Annotated in this window: 9 protein-coding genes; 3 read left to right on the plus strand and 6 right to left on the minus strand. The window is 42.1% G+C overall.

The features are described 5' to 3' along the window. Nucleotides 1-1,626, plus strand: a 1,626-nt coding sequence (locus BUB28_RS10120; RefSeq protein ID WP_139277546.1) for an endo-1,4-beta-xylanase, incomplete at its 5' end; no start/stop codon positions are given. Nucleotides 1,627-1,708: 82 nt separating this feature from the next. Here the strand turns inward: BUB28_RS10120 and BUB28_RS10125 are convergent. Then, on the minus strand, nucleotides 1,709-2,866 hold the full coding sequence (locus tag BUB28_RS10125) for a glycerate kinase family protein (protein WP_072951160.1): 1,158 nt from the start codon (nucleotides 2,864-2,866) through the stop codon (nucleotides 1,709-1,711). A 788-nt stretch (nucleotides 2,867-3,654) separates the two neighbouring features. On the opposite strand from BUB28_RS10125, the gene BUB28_RS16535 reads away from it, so the two are divergent. Continuing rightward, the gene (locus BUB28_RS16535; RefSeq protein WP_081373476.1) at nucleotides 3,655-5,277 is read left to right on the plus strand and encodes a DUF5131 family protein; all 1,623 of its coding nucleotides are present in this window, start codon (nucleotides 3,655-3,657) and stop codon (nucleotides 5,275-5,277) included. 116 nt (nucleotides 5,278-5,393) lie between these two features. On the opposite strand, the gene BUB28_RS10140 is transcribed toward BUB28_RS16535, so the two are convergent. From BUB28_RS10140 to BUB28_RS10160, 5 genes are all read right to left on the minus strand, one after another. Continuing rightward, nucleotides 5,394-6,074, minus strand: a complete 681-nt coding sequence (locus BUB28_RS10140; RefSeq protein ID WP_072951161.1) for a CPBP family intramembrane glutamic endopeptidase — start codon at nucleotides 6,072-6,074, stop codon at nucleotides 5,394-5,396. 25 nt (nucleotides 6,075-6,099) lie between these two features. Further along, on the minus strand, nucleotides 6,100-8,445 hold the full coding sequence (locus tag BUB28_RS10145; RefSeq protein WP_072951163.1) for an ABC transporter permease: 2,346 nt from the start codon (nucleotides 8,443-8,445) through the stop codon (nucleotides 6,100-6,102). A 10-nt stretch (nucleotides 8,446-8,455) separates the two neighbouring features. Continuing rightward, nucleotides 8,456-9,217: an ABC transporter ATP-binding protein gene (locus BUB28_RS10150; protein WP_072951165.1), complete on the minus strand. Its 762-nt coding sequence runs from the start codon at nucleotides 9,215-9,217 to the stop codon at nucleotides 8,456-8,458. Nucleotides 9,218-9,278: 61 nt separating this feature from the next. Further along, the gene (locus tag BUB28_RS10155; protein ID WP_072951166.1) at nucleotides 9,279-10,421 is read right to left on the minus strand and encodes a HAMP domain-containing sensor histidine kinase; all 1,143 of its coding nucleotides are present in this window, start codon (nucleotides 10,419-10,421) and stop codon (nucleotides 9,279-9,281) included. Further along, nucleotides 10,418-11,104, minus strand: a complete 687-nt coding sequence (locus tag BUB28_RS10160) for a response regulator transcription factor (protein ID WP_072951168.1) — start codon at nucleotides 11,102-11,104, stop codon at nucleotides 10,418-10,420. Before BUB28_RS10160 ends, BUB28_RS10155 begins: the two co-directional genes overlap by 4 nt. 378 nt (nucleotides 11,105-11,482) lie before the next feature. Here BUB28_RS10160 and BUB28_RS10165 point away from each other — a divergent pair. Then, the coding region (locus tag BUB28_RS10165; protein WP_175547838.1) for a leucine-rich repeat protein at nucleotides 11,483-18,416 on the plus strand (6,934 nt) is incomplete at its 3' end.

An 18,416-nucleotide genomic window follows, 5' to 3' on the forward strand; every position in this document is an offset into this window, starting at 1 on the left:
CAGCAGAACCAGAATAACGGTTGGGACTGGAATAACCAGAACAACAATAACTGGAACCAGAATAATGACTGGAACAACTGGGGACAGCAGAATCAGAACAATGGCTGGGACTGGAATAACCAGAATAACAACACATGGAACGGTGTTGTAAACAACGACTGGAACAACTGGAACCAGAACAATAACTGGAATCAGAACAACGATTGGAACAATTGGGGTCAGCAGAACCAGAACAACAACTGGGGACAGCAGAACAACAATTGGAATAACTGGGGTCAGCAGAACCAGAATAACGGTTGGGACTGGAATAACCAGAACAACAATAACTGGAACCAGAATAACGACTGGAACAACTGGGGACAGCAGAACCAGAACAATGGCTGGGACTGGAATAACCAGAACAACAATAACTGGAACCAGAACAACGACTGGAACAACTGGGGACAGCAGAATAACGGCTGGGATTGGAACAATCAGAACAACAACACATGGAACGGCGTTGTAAACAATGATTGGAACAATCAGAACCAGAACAATAACTGGGGACAGCAGAATAATGACTGGAACAACCAGAATAATAACAATAACCAGAACAATAACAACAACCAGCAGCAGAACAACAATAGCAATGCAGGTTCAAAGGACAGCCTCAAGGGCGCATTTGCAAGCTACTTCAAGATCGGTACATCTGTAAGCCCTCACGAGCTTGGCAGCGGTGCTGACTTCCTGAAGAAGCACTACAATTCTATCACTCCTGAGAATGAGCTCAAGCCTGACAGCATTCTCGATCAGTCAGCTTGTCAGCAGAGAGGCAACAATGTCAATACACAGATCAGCCTCAGCAGAGCAGCTCAGACTCTGAAGTTCTGTGAAGAGAACGGAATCTCACTCCGTGGTCATACATTCGTTTGGTACAGCCAGACTCCTGACTGGTTCTTCCGTGAGAACTTCTCACAGAACGGCGCATACGTATCAAAGGATATTATGAACCAGCGTCTTGAGAGCATGATAAAGAACACATTCGCAGCTCTCAAGCAGCAGTATCCAAAGCTTGATGTTTACTCATACGACGTATGTAATGAGCTCTTCCTCAACGACGGCGGCGGAATGAGACCTGCAAGCAACTCCAACTGGGTAAGAGTTTACGGTGATGACAGCTTTGTTATCAATGCATTCAAGTATGCAAGACAGTATGCTCCTGCAGGCTGCAAGCTCTATCTCAACGATTATAACGAGTATATCCCTGCAAAGACAAACGATATCTACAACATGGCTATGAAGCTCAAGCAGCTTGGCTACATTGACGGTATCGGTATGCAGTCACATCTTGCAACAAATTATCCTGATGCTAATACTTATGAGACAGCTCTCAAGAAGTTCCTCAGCACAGGTCTTGAGGTTCAGATCACTGAGCTCGATATCACTTGCTCTAATACACAGGAGCAGGCAAACCTCTATGAGAAGATATTCAAGCTCGCTATGCAGAATGCGGATAAGATCCCTGCTGTAACTATCTGGGGTACTCAGGACAGCGTAAGCTGGAGAAGAGAGCAGAATCCACTTCTCTTCTCAAACGGCTATCAGCCAAAGCCGGCTTATGATAAGGTAATGGCACTTGTAAAGTAAGATCATTGTTAAGCCTGATCTTATAAATCCAAAAATAATAGTCACAGGTTCTTGAGCGATCCTGTGACTATTTTTATTATATTCATTTATTTTTGGTCAGCATACCTGAAAGCCTGATAGTTCTGAAGACCTGCTCGGCTGTGTCGGCAAGATTTTTATAGGCATTTTCCTTGTCCATAGCCTGTTCAAGAGTGCATACACTGCGCAGAATAGGGAAGTATGCGTCTATACCGCTTGAATTGCACAGTTCTGCGCCCCTGCGCACCGCCCCGCTGAAGGCAATGACCGGCTTGCCGTATTTTTTTGCTATCCCTGCGATCCCGACGGGAGCCTTTCCCATGCAGGTCTGACTGTCAAGGCAGCCCTCGCCTGTTATGACTATATCGGCAGTCTTTATGGCTTCTTCAAGCCTTGTTTCGCGTATTACAAGCTCAACGCCCGATTGCAGCTCGGCGTTGAGAAAGTACATCATCGCAAATCCGAGACCGCCTGCTGCGCCTGATCCTGCCGTATTGGGAGAGGCTGACGGAGCATAGCACTTTGCAATTTCAGCGTAACTGCGCAGGTATTCGTCCATAAGCCTGATACTGTTCTTGTCCGCACCTTTTTGCGGAGCAAATACTTCGCTGCACCCGTTAATGCCGCAGAGCGGATTGGTGACATCGCAGGCGACATGGAAAGAACATTCTTTAAGCTCTGGTATAACATTGTTATCGGTGATTCGGACAAGCTCGGAGAGCCCCTTTGCTCCGTACTCCACCTGCTTGCCGGCATTATCGAGCATACCAAAGCCGAGAGCTTGTAAACAGCCGATTCCGCCGTCGTTGGTGGCACTTCCGCCGATGCCGATTATAAAACTGCGGCAGCCGCGATGTATGGCATCAAGTATCATTTCACCTGTACCATAGGTGGTAGTGTGCATAGGGTCACGCTCGGCTTCGGAAAGCAGGGTGAGTCCCGAAGCGGCAGCCATTTCGATAACAGCGGTATTATCGGGGAGAATACCGTATTTAGCCGTGATACGCCTTCCGAGAGGATCGCGGACCTGAGCTTCCATGAATTTTCCGTTAAGTCCCGATACAAGGGCTTCAACAGTTCCCTCACCGCCGTCAGCTACAGGTCTTATTACTGCGTCCGCCTCGGGGAAAACACGATATATCCCTTCAGCTGCGGCTTTGCCTGCGTCGAGCGAGGAGAGACTGCCCTTGAATGAATCTATTGCGATAACTGCTTTTTGCATTAATATCTCACCTCTATTTGTAAAATTGATACTTTTTTAATGTTCATAATTTGAAGCCTTCATCAAATTCTATCATTAAACTATCCCGTTGTCAATACATTTTAAATAATAATACATATATGATTAAATGAATTGGTAATAAATAATAATTATTATTTGCTAATGATATATTTATTTTATAATGCTGAGTAATAATTGTGAAAAAATGCTTAAAAATAGCAAAATAAAACACTTTATTACCCGATAATAAGTATAAAAAGATACTTGACGAAACAGCACATATAGTATATAATATAATAGGTATCTCCCTATATAGGAGAAGCTTCAAAACGCTTAATTTTTATCTCATTTTACTAATGCTTTAATTTTATTTTAAATATCATTATTGTACTATTTTTTATAATATTTCCCATTTCCTGATATTTGTTGTTCATAATGGATTGGGAAGGCTTTTACCAAACGTTTATTTTATATAATCAGGAATTATTTTAGTATTGTCAGACTAAGAGTTAGGCTATGATATCTTCTAAAAACAGAATGTAAATTTATAAACCGCAGGTTTTTTAAACTTTCTGTTGTATGCGTTCACGCTTAATGTGCCGTACTGTGACAAGCAGTCTTTTAGTGGATCATGCATTTATTCGCATATGCATTTTTACATTTTTTCGGCATAGAAGACATCGCGCAGCATAGGAAAAGACAGATAATATCGACCTTTGAACGCGGCTGAAAAGCTGCTTTCGTGCAAAACATGGAAAAGAAATAAATATTGAAGGGCAAGATGTTTTATGCTGAGAATTGAAGACTATTACACCGACGCACCATCAGCGGGTATTATCACAATGCTCGAAAGACCGGAAGTCGTAAACAGACTTCTTAATACGCTTATCTGTAACTTCAGGGGATTTGATTTTATGAAGCTGAAGATCAGTATGCATTCCGTCAGGGAAGAACTGGAGGAATTCAGCAATCTTAATCAGCTTTATCTCAGCCAGATACAGAAGCTTCACGTTTATTATGACGGTCATCAGCTTGCGCTGAAGCGTATTTTAAAGGATATCAACTATGATACCCACCTGAATACTAAGGTGTATTCGCCTGTTATAGGCTGTCCTATCGGCTGTAAGTACTGCTTTACAAAGAAGGTCGTAGAGCATTTTGAGGTTACTGATGATTACAAAAAGCCTGTATTCAGGGGCTTCTATAAGATGACAAAGGACGCTGACGGAAACGATGTTCCCGAACTGTTCAATATCGAAAGCGAAAATCCTATAGACTGGTTCCTTACATATATGTCCGATTTCGGTTGCTGGGAGCCTGCATGGCAGGAAAACGTTCTTGGACAGATCATCGCTGCAAGCAATATAAAGCGCAGACAGGGAAGATTTGTTGATACGTTCCAGCTTGTTACAAAGCGTCCGAGCGGCATAGATCTCAGCCCTATACCTGTTGATACAGACCTGAGAAACGTTGTTATCTCATGTACAGTCGATAAAAATGAATGTACATACCGTATCTCAGAGCTTATCGAAAAAACAAATGATCACCATATCACAGCCTGCGTTGTATACCAGCCTGTGCTTGAATATATAGAGCCTGTTCATCTGGACGAGCTCGTAAAGAACTTCGGAAAGGATAATTCATGGGTAATTATCGGCGGAGAGATCGGCGGAGATACTCCCATGAAGTTTGAGTGGATAAAGGACATCATTGACAGATGTGCCGAGCTTGGTATTCCTGTTAAAATGCAGGCTGACATCAGACCTGTTGTTACGGCAAGCGGCTATGAGTTCATTGAACAGGAGCCAAAGCCTATCAGAGACTCAAAGGCTATCCGCAAGAGAAACCTTGCTCTCAAGAACAACGCTGTATCGGAATACTACGAACTCAAGGTGGCAGAGCTCAATGATGAGCTCAAAAGATGCGCTGCTGCGGATAAGCTTGATATTGCAGCTTCTATCCTTTACGGTGAAGTTGAGATAATCGTTGAAAGTGCAAAGCGACTTCTTGAAAAGATGCCTGAATTTGATCTTATATTCAGCGCGGAGACAAAGGGAACTCCTCTTGCATACGAGCTTTCAAGACAGAGCAGCAAGCCATGTATCATAGCTCATAAGTCCGTTAAGCTTTATATGGACGATACGATCGAGGTAGCTGTCAAGTCTATCATGTCGGAAAAGAAGAAGAAATTCTACCTTGCCGCAGAGGAAATAGCAGCTATGAAAGGAAAGCGTATCCTCGTAGTGGATAATGTTATCAGTACAGCAGAGTCATTGAAGGATCTTGAAGCTATTGTTGAGGCTTCAGGCGGAATCCCTGTTGCAAATGCAGCAGTATTCGCAGAGGTGAATATTGCTGAGCGCGAAGACGTTATTTTCCTTGAATCTCTTCCGCTTGCGGCTTGTGAATAAAAGTATATACATAAATACAACAGGAGAACTTTTATCGGTTCTCCTGTTTTGTTATATTTACACGATTAATAGATGTATTACCGCTTTTTTGACGAAAAATATATCAGTAATCAAGATCAGTCGAAAATATCCAGCAGGAAATCAAATATCATGTGCAGTGCCACAGGAATGAGGATATTTCTGCTTTTCAGAAATGTAACGCTGAATATTATGCTGAGAATCATTATCTGAACAAATCCTAAATGAAGAAATGCCGCAGTAAGCTGCCCGTGTGTAGTCCATGTGGGGATATGTATTGCTACGAACATGACGGAATTAAGCAGTATCGCTTTCCACTTGTTTTGCTGCTCCCTGCCGACTGTTGCATTGAGCAGCCAGCCACGGAATACCATTTCTTCCGTGATCCCGACAAAGGAATACATTATGACGTGTTTGATGCCGAAATCGCGGTTCAATGTCAGCGCCCCTTTGCGGAGATACGACGTAACAAGGGGATAAAGCACAAAGAGCAGGAATACAGGCAGATAACTCAGCCATTTTACCTTTGCTGTGAACATCTCCTTCAGCCCGATACATACATCGTCTTTATAATAATGTACAAGAAGCGCTGCGGGAAGTATCCATACAAGATTTTTGATGACAACTGTCTTTATGATCTGTGAACTCACCTCTCCCGTGAAAATGTCATTTATGACAGGTTTTGCAAGGAATTCAAACAGATACCATATTGTATAAAATGCAATGATGTATATGATAAGTGCCTTATTTTTTGACAGACGTTTTTCAGTAGTTTCCATATTTTATTTCTCCATAAACAATGTTTTATTCGGTTATAAGCTGTCTTATGCCGACTTTTTTTATTTTTCGGGATACGATAAGTGCGAAAATAAAGAAGCATATGCATATAGCTGCGGCAGGCATCAGTATTCCCGTAATAGTGAAGCTTGTGTAGAAATTCGTGATACCTATGCCTCTGAGCAGCAATGACAGCACCTTATTGATAAGCAGAGTGCCCGTAAAAGTGCCGAGTATTGCTCCTATTACCGAAACGATGAAAAATCTTATGGCAAACTGCAATCTCAGCTTTCCTGTAGTGAAGCCCTGTGATTTGAATATTCCTATGTCCGTTTTCTCCTGAGTGAATGCTTTTGAGCTTACCATTGATACGACTATGAGTGCAAAGAAAAGAGAGAATGCGTAAATGATTATCCGCATAGCCCTGACAGCATTGTTGATAAGTCCCAGATCGTCATCGGGGTCTGTAAGAGTTATTTCTGCCTTGTTGCCGTATTCCTTTTCAAGGGCAGCTCTTACCTTTTCAGCGTCTTCTGAGTTTTTCAGGTTAACGCCGCCGTTTGTGACCTTTGCCTCAATACCAAGCTTTTTGCCTGCATCAGCATTTATTGAGACAGCCATGCCTGTGTCGTACAGCGATACATAAATGCCTGAAACTATAAACTGTTCATGCTTGTCGAACCTTGCAGCGTCTATTGTATCGCCAATCTTTAAGTCAAGCTCGTCAGCTACCATTTCCGTTATGACTATCTCATTGTCATAGAGGGGAGCCCTGCCTTTTTTTACCAATGTATCCTCGGGATAATTATTTACACTGCAAAATATCTCTTCGCCGTTTAGTGATATGTTGACGCCGTAATGAAAACAACGTTTGTTTATTTCAGATTTTTTTTCTATTATGTCGAGTACCTTATCTATCTCGGCTTTATCTGTCTTTTCATTGAACTTGATGTTTACATCGGTTATTTCCGCTCCCATCATTTCCATTGCTTTTTTTGAGCTTGTTGAATCGCTGAGAGCATTTACCATGAGCATAAAGAATACAAGGATAGCTGCTATGATTATCGAGGCGACATATCTTTTTCTGGCAAATGTGAACTGACGGAGCGCAAGTGTTGAGGAAAGAAATCTTGAGCTTATGGGAGCTTTTATGCGGCTGTCGAAGTATACCTCGTTTCTGCCGCCCGAGATAGCACGGATAGGAGATATGCGGCAGACCTTGTGGGTTATAAGTAATATAAATACCACGCTTGCTGCGAAAATGCACAGAAGGTACAATATCACAGTGCCGAGGGCAGGGTGAGTTTCAGTTATATAGCCTGATATAGGGTCAAAAACTCCTGCAAGCACTCGGATGAGCGGTATAGCGCATACTATGCCGATAATGCTTCCGATGACCTCAGCGATAAAGTATTGCAGGGAAATTGAAATGCGTATCTTTGTACTGCTGAAGCCCTGTGATTTCAGAATACCCAGGTTGGTGTAATCAAGTTCGATGCCTGTTGATATGCTGTGACCTGTAACGATGAGCACGACTATTGCAAGGATAAGAATGAATATCAGCATTATTCCGAGAGTATTATCCGAATAGATGTTGGTGTAGTGCATTGACATATCCTTAGTAAGCGATCCCCATGAATTTGCGATTATATCAGTGTCAAGGTTTACCTGACGGCGGAATTTTCCGTCTGAGAGCTTGCAGTCATCGCTTTTGTAAAGCTCAACTACATAGCCTGTGGAGCATTTTTCATCGGTTTTTGCCGCATTATTGGCAGCTGAAATGATATCAAGATCCTCCTGCGATATGAACTGCCACTTCCAGCCTATATTCATACAGCCGAATACAGGCTCTGTAACGAAGCCTTTTATGATAAAGTCATAATCGCCGCTTACGGTATGGGCTGTTATTTTATCACCTATTTCGCATTTGAGATTGCCTTTTGTACCATAGCTCATATATATTTCGCCTTTTGAAAGCGGCGGTATACTATCTTCGTAGTCGGTACAGTTCTTGTTCAGAAGCCTTATTCCGTCGTGTATAGACGAAAAGAAGCAGGAAATATCGCTTTTTTCCTTTGGTGCATCTACTCCGTATGATATAACAGCCATTGGAGTTGCTCTGTAATGGTCGATAATGGCTTCGTCATCAAGCTTTTTTCTCATTTCGTCCGTAAAAGCCGTACCCTTTACCATTGCGATGACATTTCCGCTTTTTGCATAGGAATGAGCGGCATTGAGAGAAGCTTCGCAGCTTTTGCTGACGCTGAGTATAAGAGTAAGTGCCATTGAGATGATGAACATGAGTATCACTACGCTGACGAAAGTGCCCTTTCTGCGGCGGATATTAGCTTTCAGGAGAGTGAGTATTTCCATAGCGCTCACCTCACCATTCGAGAGAACTCAGCCATGCATTTACCTGAGTCTCGCGGCTTTTTTCCGCAGAGTGTTCGTAGGGACTGAGCGTAAGCTCGCCTATGATGTTTCCGTCGGAGAGATAGAGCAGCCGTGATGCTCTTACAGCGGCGCGTATATCATGTGTCACCATGAGTATGCTCTGACCGTTTTGGTTGAGTCCCGTGAGCAGGTCGAGCACCTCAGTGGTATTTTTGCGGTTCAGTGCGCCTGTAGGCTCATCGGCAAAGAGGAGCTTAGGCTGATTGATAACAGCTCTTGCTATTGCACATCTCTGCTGTTCGCCGCCCGATACCTGTGAAGGAAGGTGAGTTTTTATGTGGTCGATGCCTATTCTTTTGAAAAGAGCATCTGCCCGTTCTCTTACCTCGGCAGGGGACTGCTTTTTGTTGAGATAGCCCGATACCACAACGTTTTCATAGAGTGAAAGATTGCTTACAAGGTGCATCTGCTGAAAAATGAAGCCGAAATCAGAGTATCTCAGTCTTGCCAGCTCTTTCTCGCTCATAATGACGATATTTTTTCCGTCGTATATTACAGAGCCTGCGGTTGCCTTATCCATGCCGCTGAGAGCATAGAGCATGGTGGATTTACCCGAGCCTGAGGCTCCCATGATAACGGTGAAGTCTCCTTCGTATATATCAAGGTCAACGCCCGACAATATATGTACCTGTTCGCCGTTGTGGGCAAAGCTTTTTGAAAGCGACCTTGCCGTAAGAATAGAATTTTTCATATCAGTGATTTCCTTTCGCTTTTACTGACATTATTATACAGCAAAAGTTATTAAGAAGTATTTAAGAACTTTGTAAAGGAAGCGATACCGTTACCTCGAGTCCGCCTGTATCGGGATTTCTCAGGCACACCTCGCCGCCCTGAGCTTCTGTCAGGTATTTTACGATATAGAGTCCCAGACCCGAGCCCTGCTCATTGCCAGCATTTTTGCCGCGGTAGAATTTCTCGAATATGAAGGGCATATCCGCATCGGGGATACCGCTGCCCGAATCGAGAAAGCGTATGATAACGGTATTCGGCAGCTTTTCCATAGATACGGTTATATCGGTATGAGCGTATTTTCTTGCGTTGTTTATGAGGTTCTCGGTTATCTGTGTAAGCCTGTTCCTGTCGGCGCTTACTTCGGCAGTAAAGTCGGGGCGCATGAAGTGAACGTCTTCATGCTCGGCGGCTATCTCGCTGACGGTATTTTCCATAAATTCGGTCAGCTCCAGTTTCTCGGGCTGTATTTTCAGCTTGTCAAGGTCGGAGAGGGAGTGGAGGAAAAGGTCGTCTGTCAGTTTTGATACCTCGTCGCACTTGCGCATGATAACGGACAGGTATTTCCGCCTTTTTTCGGGGGAGCTGTCAAGATTTGCGTCAAGTCCCTCGGCATAGGCTCTTATTGAAGCAACTGGAGTTTTTATGTCATGGGAAAGGGTAGCGATGACGGTCTTGTTGTTGTCGATTGCTTCTCGCTCACAGGCTCGTGCTTTGGTTATTTCGCGGCGCATACTGTCGAAAGCCCATGTGAAGCTGCCGAAATAGTTTGAACGCTCATAATTGAGTGGGATATCGAAGTTTCCCTGCGCTATTTTTTCGGCAAACGCCTTCATTTTATCGAAGGGACGGAGTATTGAGAAATACACGTAGCCGAATACAGATATCGTGAATACACAGCCTATTATACATATTATATATGTATCTGAGCTTTTGCGGACAGGATTTTCTTTGCTGCGTATCTCAGTTTTGAGGAGTGCAGCTTTTTCGGCAGCATTTTCGTTCTCACCCATATTTATAAGCTGTTCTATTTCGTTGACCGCGACGATCATTTCGCCGTTTGAGTCGGAGCTATAGCTGTTTCTGTCGGTATGTACGAACCAGACGGAAGCACCTATTATAAGTATTATGAAGAAAAGCGTAACGCGGATAATTCTTGTTTTCATTTTTCCGCCTCCAGTATATAGCCTACCTTGTAAACTGTCTTTATGTACTTTGGCGACGCAGGTTTGTCCTCCAGCTTTTCGCGGAGCCAGCGGATATGCACTGCAAGAGTTGAAGGTTCAACAGAAGAAAAAGCTCCCCATACCTCCGAAAGCAGAGTTTCCTTTGATACGGCAGTGCCTGCGTGTTCGCAGAGCTGAGACAAAAGGTCGAATTCCTTCAGTGAAAGTGCCACGGGAGCGCCGTTCTTGGTGACGGAACGTGCTGAGATATCTACCTTTACATTGCCGAAGGATATGACTTTTTTCTCGTCGGCATCTCCGTAGGCTCTGCGCATGAGAGCCTTTATGCGTGAGAAAAGCTCCGCCATAGAGTAGGGCTTGGGGAGGTAATCGTCGCCGCCGATGTCAAAGCCTGTTATCCTGTCAGACTCGCTGGTGCGGGCGCTTGCAAATATAACAGGTACGTCTGATACCCTGCGCAGCTCTTTGCATATCTCAAATCCCGTAGAATCGGGAAGATTGATGTCAAGAAGTATGAGGTCAAAGCTCCTGACGCTGAGCAGCCCGAATGCTTCCTCGGCAGTTTCGGCAGCTGTGACCTTATAGCCGTAGCCCTCAAGCATATCCGATATCACGAATGAAAGGTCGGCATCGTCATCTATAATAAGGATATTGTTTTTCATGTGAGTTCTCCTTGTTTTTTATGTGGAAAGCAGCAAATATGATATTAAAATCATACAACATTACATATTTAATGTCAAGACAGACATTGACAGGCGCTTTAGTGTCAGACAGCATAATTGTGCTATTGATTAATAAATTATGATATATAACAGTATATGTAATAATATTTGCACGAATTTATACTGAGTTTTCAACAAACCTGCTTTGGTTTTTTTATTACTTTTAGTAGTTTTGACCTCGAATATTGCTCCCAGTTAGTTAGCTTTCACCAAAATTTATTTACAAAACTTTCATTTCTATTGACGTTTCCCCTCATAATGGTATAATTATTATGGTGAATTACATTCATTTAATTTACGATAAGGGAGGTAATTAAAATGGGACATAAAAATCCCGGAAAGATCACCAAACGGTTCGTTTCCATGCTTGCCGCATCTGCTCTGATCACAACGCAGATACCTGCGAATCTTTCAGCAAATGCAGCGAACATTGATAACGTACAGAAAACACTGATCGGTTCCATATCCGATTCGGGTCTTATTAACGTAAAACCTGAAAAAATTATGGAAACAAGTAAAGACACAATAACTTCGGCACCGACAGCAGTAACAACTTCTGCTCCTACAAAGGGGGCATCAGTTGCAGCAAGTGCAGTGACAAATGCACCTGCTAAGGCTGCTTCTACAACTACAACTACTTCTACTACAAATGCAATAATCAGTTCCAGTACTACTACAATACCAGAATCAGAAAGAATACAGCCAAATCCGACATTATCACTGAGCAGCGCTACTGCTAAGCCGGGCGAGACAGTAACATTGACCCTCAAGATCAATGAGCCTGAATTCGGCACTGAGGAATACTACGGTGGTTCAACAGTCTATCTTGATATGTCAAGCAGCCTTGAGCTTAAAAGCGTTGAAGCAGGTACAGATGACGGTACCGCAGGTATGAACGTGTATTCTTCTTACTACATTTATGGTAAGTACAGAAGGACTCATTACATAAGTTCAAGTTATAATACATCAAAGGGTAAAAACGGTACATATGCAACTCTGAAAATTGCCGTTCCTGCTGATGCAAAGCCGGGAGATATCTATTACATCAATATCTGTTCAAACAACGAGTTAAAGCATTACTTTAATTACTCAAACCCAAAGGTAAAGACATCGTACAATTCAAATATGTGTCAGACTGCCAATACAGACAGTGATGCAAAGCTGAAGGGTACTCCGTTTGACGGATATATCCTCATTGATCCTACTGCTACAGCATCTGCGAGCACAAAGGATTATGAGGTCGTACTGAAAGATCTTATCTACTATAACGTATATAAGGATCATGCAGAGGTAGCTTACTGTGACTATGAAGCAGAAAAGGCTAATATCGCATCAGAGATAAACGGTCAGAAGGTAACAGCTATCTGTGAACGTGCTTTTTCACATTCAAAGATAAAGTCAGTAGTTATTCCAAGCACAGTAAAGACTATCGGCGACTATGCATTCGAGAATACTTCTCTCGAAAAGGTAGAGCTTCCTGAGACAGTTGAAAACTACGGAAATTATATTTTCTACCGCAGCCGTTCAATTACCTCATTCAAGCTTCCAAGCAATATGACAGAGATACCTGTAGGCTTGCTCTCATACTGTTCTTCACTTAAATCTATTGAGCTTCCTAAGGGCGTTAAAACGATAGGTTCATATGCTTTCCAGAACACAGGACTTACAGAGCTTACACTTCCGAGCGGAGTAACAGAGCTCTCATATGGTATGTGTTATGGCAGTTCAAGCCTTGCAAAGATCAATCTTGACAATATCACAGAAATAAAAGGCTCTGCTTTGTCAAATACGGGCTTTACATCTCTGGAAATACCTGATACGGTCGTTAATATAGGAGGCAGTGCATTCTCAAGCTGTTCAAAGCTCAAATCCGTAAAGCTTCCTTCAACTCTCAAAATTCTTGAAAGCAACCTCTTCTCAAGCTGTATTTCACTTGAAAGCATTGATCTTCCTGATACGATCGAGTCTATCGGATCAAATGCTTTCGATAGTTCAGGTCTTAAAGAGGTCAAGTATCCTAAGTCACTGAAGAGTATCGGCTGGCAGGCATACAGGAATACCAAGATCGAGACTGTTACATATCCTGATAATTCCGTTTCATGCAGTTCAGCGATCTTCAGGCAATGTTTAAATCTAAAGAGCGTAACATTCCCGTCTGATATGAAAGCACTTGCTTCAGAGACATTCTATGGTTGTACTGCTCTTGAAAAGGTAACACTTCCTGACAGCGTAACAAGCATAGGAAGCAATGCATTCTATGGCTCAGGTGTCAAGGAGGTAAACATTCCTACTTCAATGACAACACTTGGCAGCTATGCTCTTGCAGGTACAAAGCTTGAAAGCTTTAAGATGCCTGAGTATATCACAAGTGTGAGCAACGGTGTATTCAAGGATTGTAAGAGCCTTGCATCTGTAGATATCGGTAAAAAGGTTACTTCTATTCAAAGCGAATTATTCAGAGACTGTACTGCTCTTACAGAGTTTACTATCCCTGATAATATAACATATCTGGGAAGCCAAATTTTCTATGGTGCAGGAGTAAAGTCGATCAAGATACCTGCTTCTGTAAAGACTGTAAGCAGCGATACATTCTATATGTCAAATATAGAAACTATCCTTTATCCTGATGATGCAACATCTATCCCGAGCTATGCTTACGGCGGTGCAGCAAAGATGAAGGATCCTAAGCTGCCTTCAAAGCTTGAAACTCTTCCAAGCTATGTATTCACAGGCTGTACTCAGATAACAAGCTTTGAGATACCTTCTTCTATTAAGACTATAGGTTCATATGCTTTACGCGGAAGCAGCATCAAGTCAATAAAGGTACCTTCAACTGTTGAGAACTTGAACTCATATGCTTTTTCATATTCAAATCTTGAAACGGCTGAGATCGACGATAAGTTCACAACACTTCCGTATGGAGTATTCTATGATTGTTCACTGCTCAAGTCTGTAAAGCTCCCTGCAAAGCTCACAGCTATCCCAAATTATGCATTTAATAGCTGTAACTCACTTACAGAGATAAAGCTTCCTGATACTGTTGTCCAGATCGGTGATTATGGTTTCTATAACTGTAATACACTTGAGAAGATCAATCTGCCAAGCGGACTGAAAACAATAAGCTACAGAGTCTTTGATTACTGTAGCAAATTAGCAAAGCTTGAGCTTCCTGATACATTAGAGACTATCGGATATGAAGCTTTCGGTAATACGGCAATAAAGTCGATAACAATGCCTGATTCTGTAGTAAATGTTTCAAATGGTGCATTTACAGGCTCTAACATTGAGACTATCACATATTCCGACTCACGAGAAGTTCTTCCTGCTAATGCTTATTCAGGCGCAATAAAGATGACATCTGTAAAGCTTCCTTCAAAGCTTACAGCTATTCCAAATTACGCATTCAGCGGTTGTACAGGCCTTACAGAGTTTGTGATACCAAGCAGCGTAACTACTTTAGGTCAGTATATTTTCCGTGAGAGCGGAGTAAAGGAATTAAAGATACCTTCAACTGTTGAAACTATAAACTCTTATGCTCTGGCAAATTCAAATCTGGAAAAGGTTGAGATCGACGATAAGTTCACAACTCTTCCTACTTATTTGTTCAGTAATTCAAAGAAGCTTTCATCAGTTAAGCTTCCTTCAAAGCTTACAGCTATTCCGAATAATGCATTCTATGGCTGTTCAGCTTTAAAGAGCATAGATATCCCTGAGTCAGTTACATCTATAGGAGGTAATGCATTCACAACTTCAGGTCTGACATCTATCAAGATACCTGACACTGTTACTTCAATTCAGAATTATGCATTCAGCGGTGCAACATCTCTTGAATCTGTAACGCTTCCTTCGTCTACTGCTGCTTTAGGTTATTCAGTATTCTCAAACTGCTCAGCACTCAAGAGCATAACTATCCCTGAGGGCGTCAAGAACATAAATGGTTATGCATTCTCCGGCTGTACAGCTCTTACTGATGTTAAGCTTCCAAGCACTCTTACGACCATATCAGATAATGTTTTCAACGGTTGTACTAAGCTTACTAAGCTCACACTTCCGGAGAACCTGACAACTATCGGTTATTATGCTTTCAATGGTACAGGTATCAAGGAGATCACAATACCTGATTCTGTAACTTCACTGAACGGTAGTGCCTTCTCAGGCTCTAATATTGAGAAGATCACATATTCTGATTCACGTACAGAGCTTCCTGCTTATGCTTATGCAGGCGCAACAAAGCTCACATCTGTAAAGCTTCCTTCAAAACTTACAACTATTCCAAGCTATATTTTCAACGGTTGTACAGGAATTAAAAGCTTTACTATACCAAGCAATGTTACAAAGCTCAGTTTAAATGCTTTCTCAGGCAGCAGCATAAAGGAAATAAAGATCCCAAGTACTGTTGAAACAATGGACAGCTATACATTCAGCAATTCAAGTATCGAAACTGTTGAATTTGCTAATGACATCAAGGATCTTCCTTACGGCGTTTTAAGTAACTGTACTTCAGTAAAGACAGTAAAGCTCCCTGCTAACCTTGAATCCATAAGCGATTATGCATTCTACCGTTGTACTTCACTTGAAAGCGTTGAAATACCAAGCACTGTAAAGACTATTGGTAACTATGCATTCGGTGATTGTTCAGCTATCAAGAGCATTAAGCTTCCTGAGTCACTGACAAGCGTAGGATCAAATGTTTTCAGAAACTGTAAGGCAATTACAAAGCTTGAGCTTCCTTCAAAGCTTGAATCATTAGGTTCATATGTATTCTCAGGCACAGGAATTACAGAGATCGCTATACCTGATTCTGTAACTACACTGAACAGTTATACATTCTCAAACTCTGATATTGCAACTATTACATATTCCGACTCACGTACAGAGCTTCCTGCTTATGCTTATGCAGGCGCAGCAAAGATGACATCTGTAAAGCTTCCTTCAAAGCTTGAAGCTATTCCAAGCTACATTTTCAATGGTTGTACAGGAATAGAAAGCTTTACTATACCAAGCACAGTAAAGACTATCGGTGCAAGAGCTTTCGCAGGCAGCAGCATTAAGGAAATAAAGGTTCCAAGCTCTGTTGAAAAGCTTGATACATATGCATTTGCAAGTTCAAATCTTGAAAATATAGATCTTTCAGCTTCATCAGTAACAGAGATCAGCGAAAATGTATTCAGTGGTTTAAGAACACTTAAATCTGTAAAGCTTCCTGCTAAGCTTGAAACGATCGGATCATATGCATTCAATTATTGTACAGAGCTTGAAAGCATCGACATACCTGATACTGTAAAGACTATCGGAAACAATGCATTTTCAAACTGCACAAAGCTTGCAAGTATTGAGCTTCCGGCAGCTTTAGAGAGCTTAGGTTCTTCTGCTTTCTATGGCACAGCTATCACAGAGATAAAGCTTCCTTCAAAGCTTGAATCAATAAGCACTTATTGCTTCTCAGGCACAAAGCTCGAATCTATTGAGATACCTGCAAGTGTCAAGACTATCGGCAATAATGCATTTAGCGGCTTAACAACACTCAAAACAGTTAAGTTCTCATCAGGACTTGAAACTATCGGAAGTTCAGCTTTCACAGGTTGTACATCACTTACAGGCATAAAGCTTCCTGATACATTAAAGAACATAAGTACAAGTGCATTCTACAATGATGCAGCTATCACAGAGCTTGAAATACCAGCTTCTGTAGAGCGTATAGATTATGCTGCTTTCTATGGCACAGGTATCAAGTCTATCGTTATCCCTGATACAGTTACATACATCAACACAACAAACCTGTTCAGAGATTGTAAGAACCTCGAATCAGTAGTTCTTCCTAATACCTTAAATTCTATCGACGGAAATACATTCTACGGCTGTACATCACTCAAATCAGTTGAGTTCCCTGAGAGCGTAACACGTGTTGCAGGTGATGTATTCTACGATTCAGGCGTAACATCAGTTTATCTCCCGGCAGGTCTTACAAGCATCAATAACAATTTCCTCAGAAACAGCAAGGTAGATACTATTGTTGGTTATAAGGAAACAAATGCTGAGAAATATGCAACTGACAACAACCTCAAGTTTGTTGAAGCTGAAACAAAGACATGGAACAAGTCTGACAGCCTCCCGACACACGGTAAGTACAAGCTTGAATGCGACGTTACTGTTGAATCTCAGTTGAATATCGATACAATGCTCGATCTTGATCTTAACGGCCATAAGGTAAGTGTACAGAGATTTATGGTCAACAATAATGCTGTTATGACAGTAAGAGACAGCAGCAAGGCAAAGACAGGTGCTGTAAGCTCAACAGGCTATTATGAGGCATTCTATGTTAACAAGGGTACGCTCAGACTTCTTGGCGGTACTGTTACAAGAAATGACGATGATCGCAGCAACGCAACAATTTCAGTAAATAATGACAGTTCACTTACTATTGACGGTGCAAACGTTATCTCACGCAATTATATCGCACTTAACCTCGGCAACAGCAAGGGTACAACAAACCTTATAAGCGGTACTGTTGAATCCAAGGGTCTGGCTAACAACAAAAACTATTACCAGCGCTCTGCTGTATACATGGAAGGTTCATATTCAGGCGTTATAAACTTGAGCGGTGCTGTATTAAAGGCAGATGACGGTTATGGTATCTATTCATCTGCATCTGGCGGTGTTATCAACATCACAGGCGGTAAGATATCAAGTGAAGACAACTATGGTATCTACTGCACAAGAGATACTAAGGTAGCTGTCAGCGGCAAGCTTGATATAAGCAGCCCGTTGGCAAACATCTACATTCCTGCTGGTAAGACTATCGACATCATCGAAAAGCTTACAGGCGGAAAGATCAGCGTTGAAGCTATTAAGACAGGTACTATCACAAACGGCTATGCTAAGTACAACAAGGGTACAGCTCCTTCACAGTTCTTCTCAGCTGTAAACGGCGGTACATTATCTACAGACAGCAATGGTGAAGTAGTATACAACGTTCCTACTTCTATGACAACAACTACAACAACCAAGAAGCCAACTACTACAACTACATCTACAACAACTACAACAGCTACTACTAAGAAGACTACTACATCTTCATCAACATCTAAGACAACTACTACAACAAGCAAGACAACTACAACAACAAGTAAGCCTACTACAACTACAACAAGCAAGACAACTACTACAACAAAGAAACCTACTACAACTACAACGACCAAGATAACTACAACAACTAAGAAACCTACTACAACCACAACGACCAAGACAACTA

Origin of the sequence: Ruminococcus flavefaciens, from assembly GCF_900143025.1 — a bacterium.
GTDB lineage: Bacteria > Bacillota > Clostridia > Oscillospirales > Ruminococcaceae > Ruminococcus > Ruminococcus flavefaciens_I.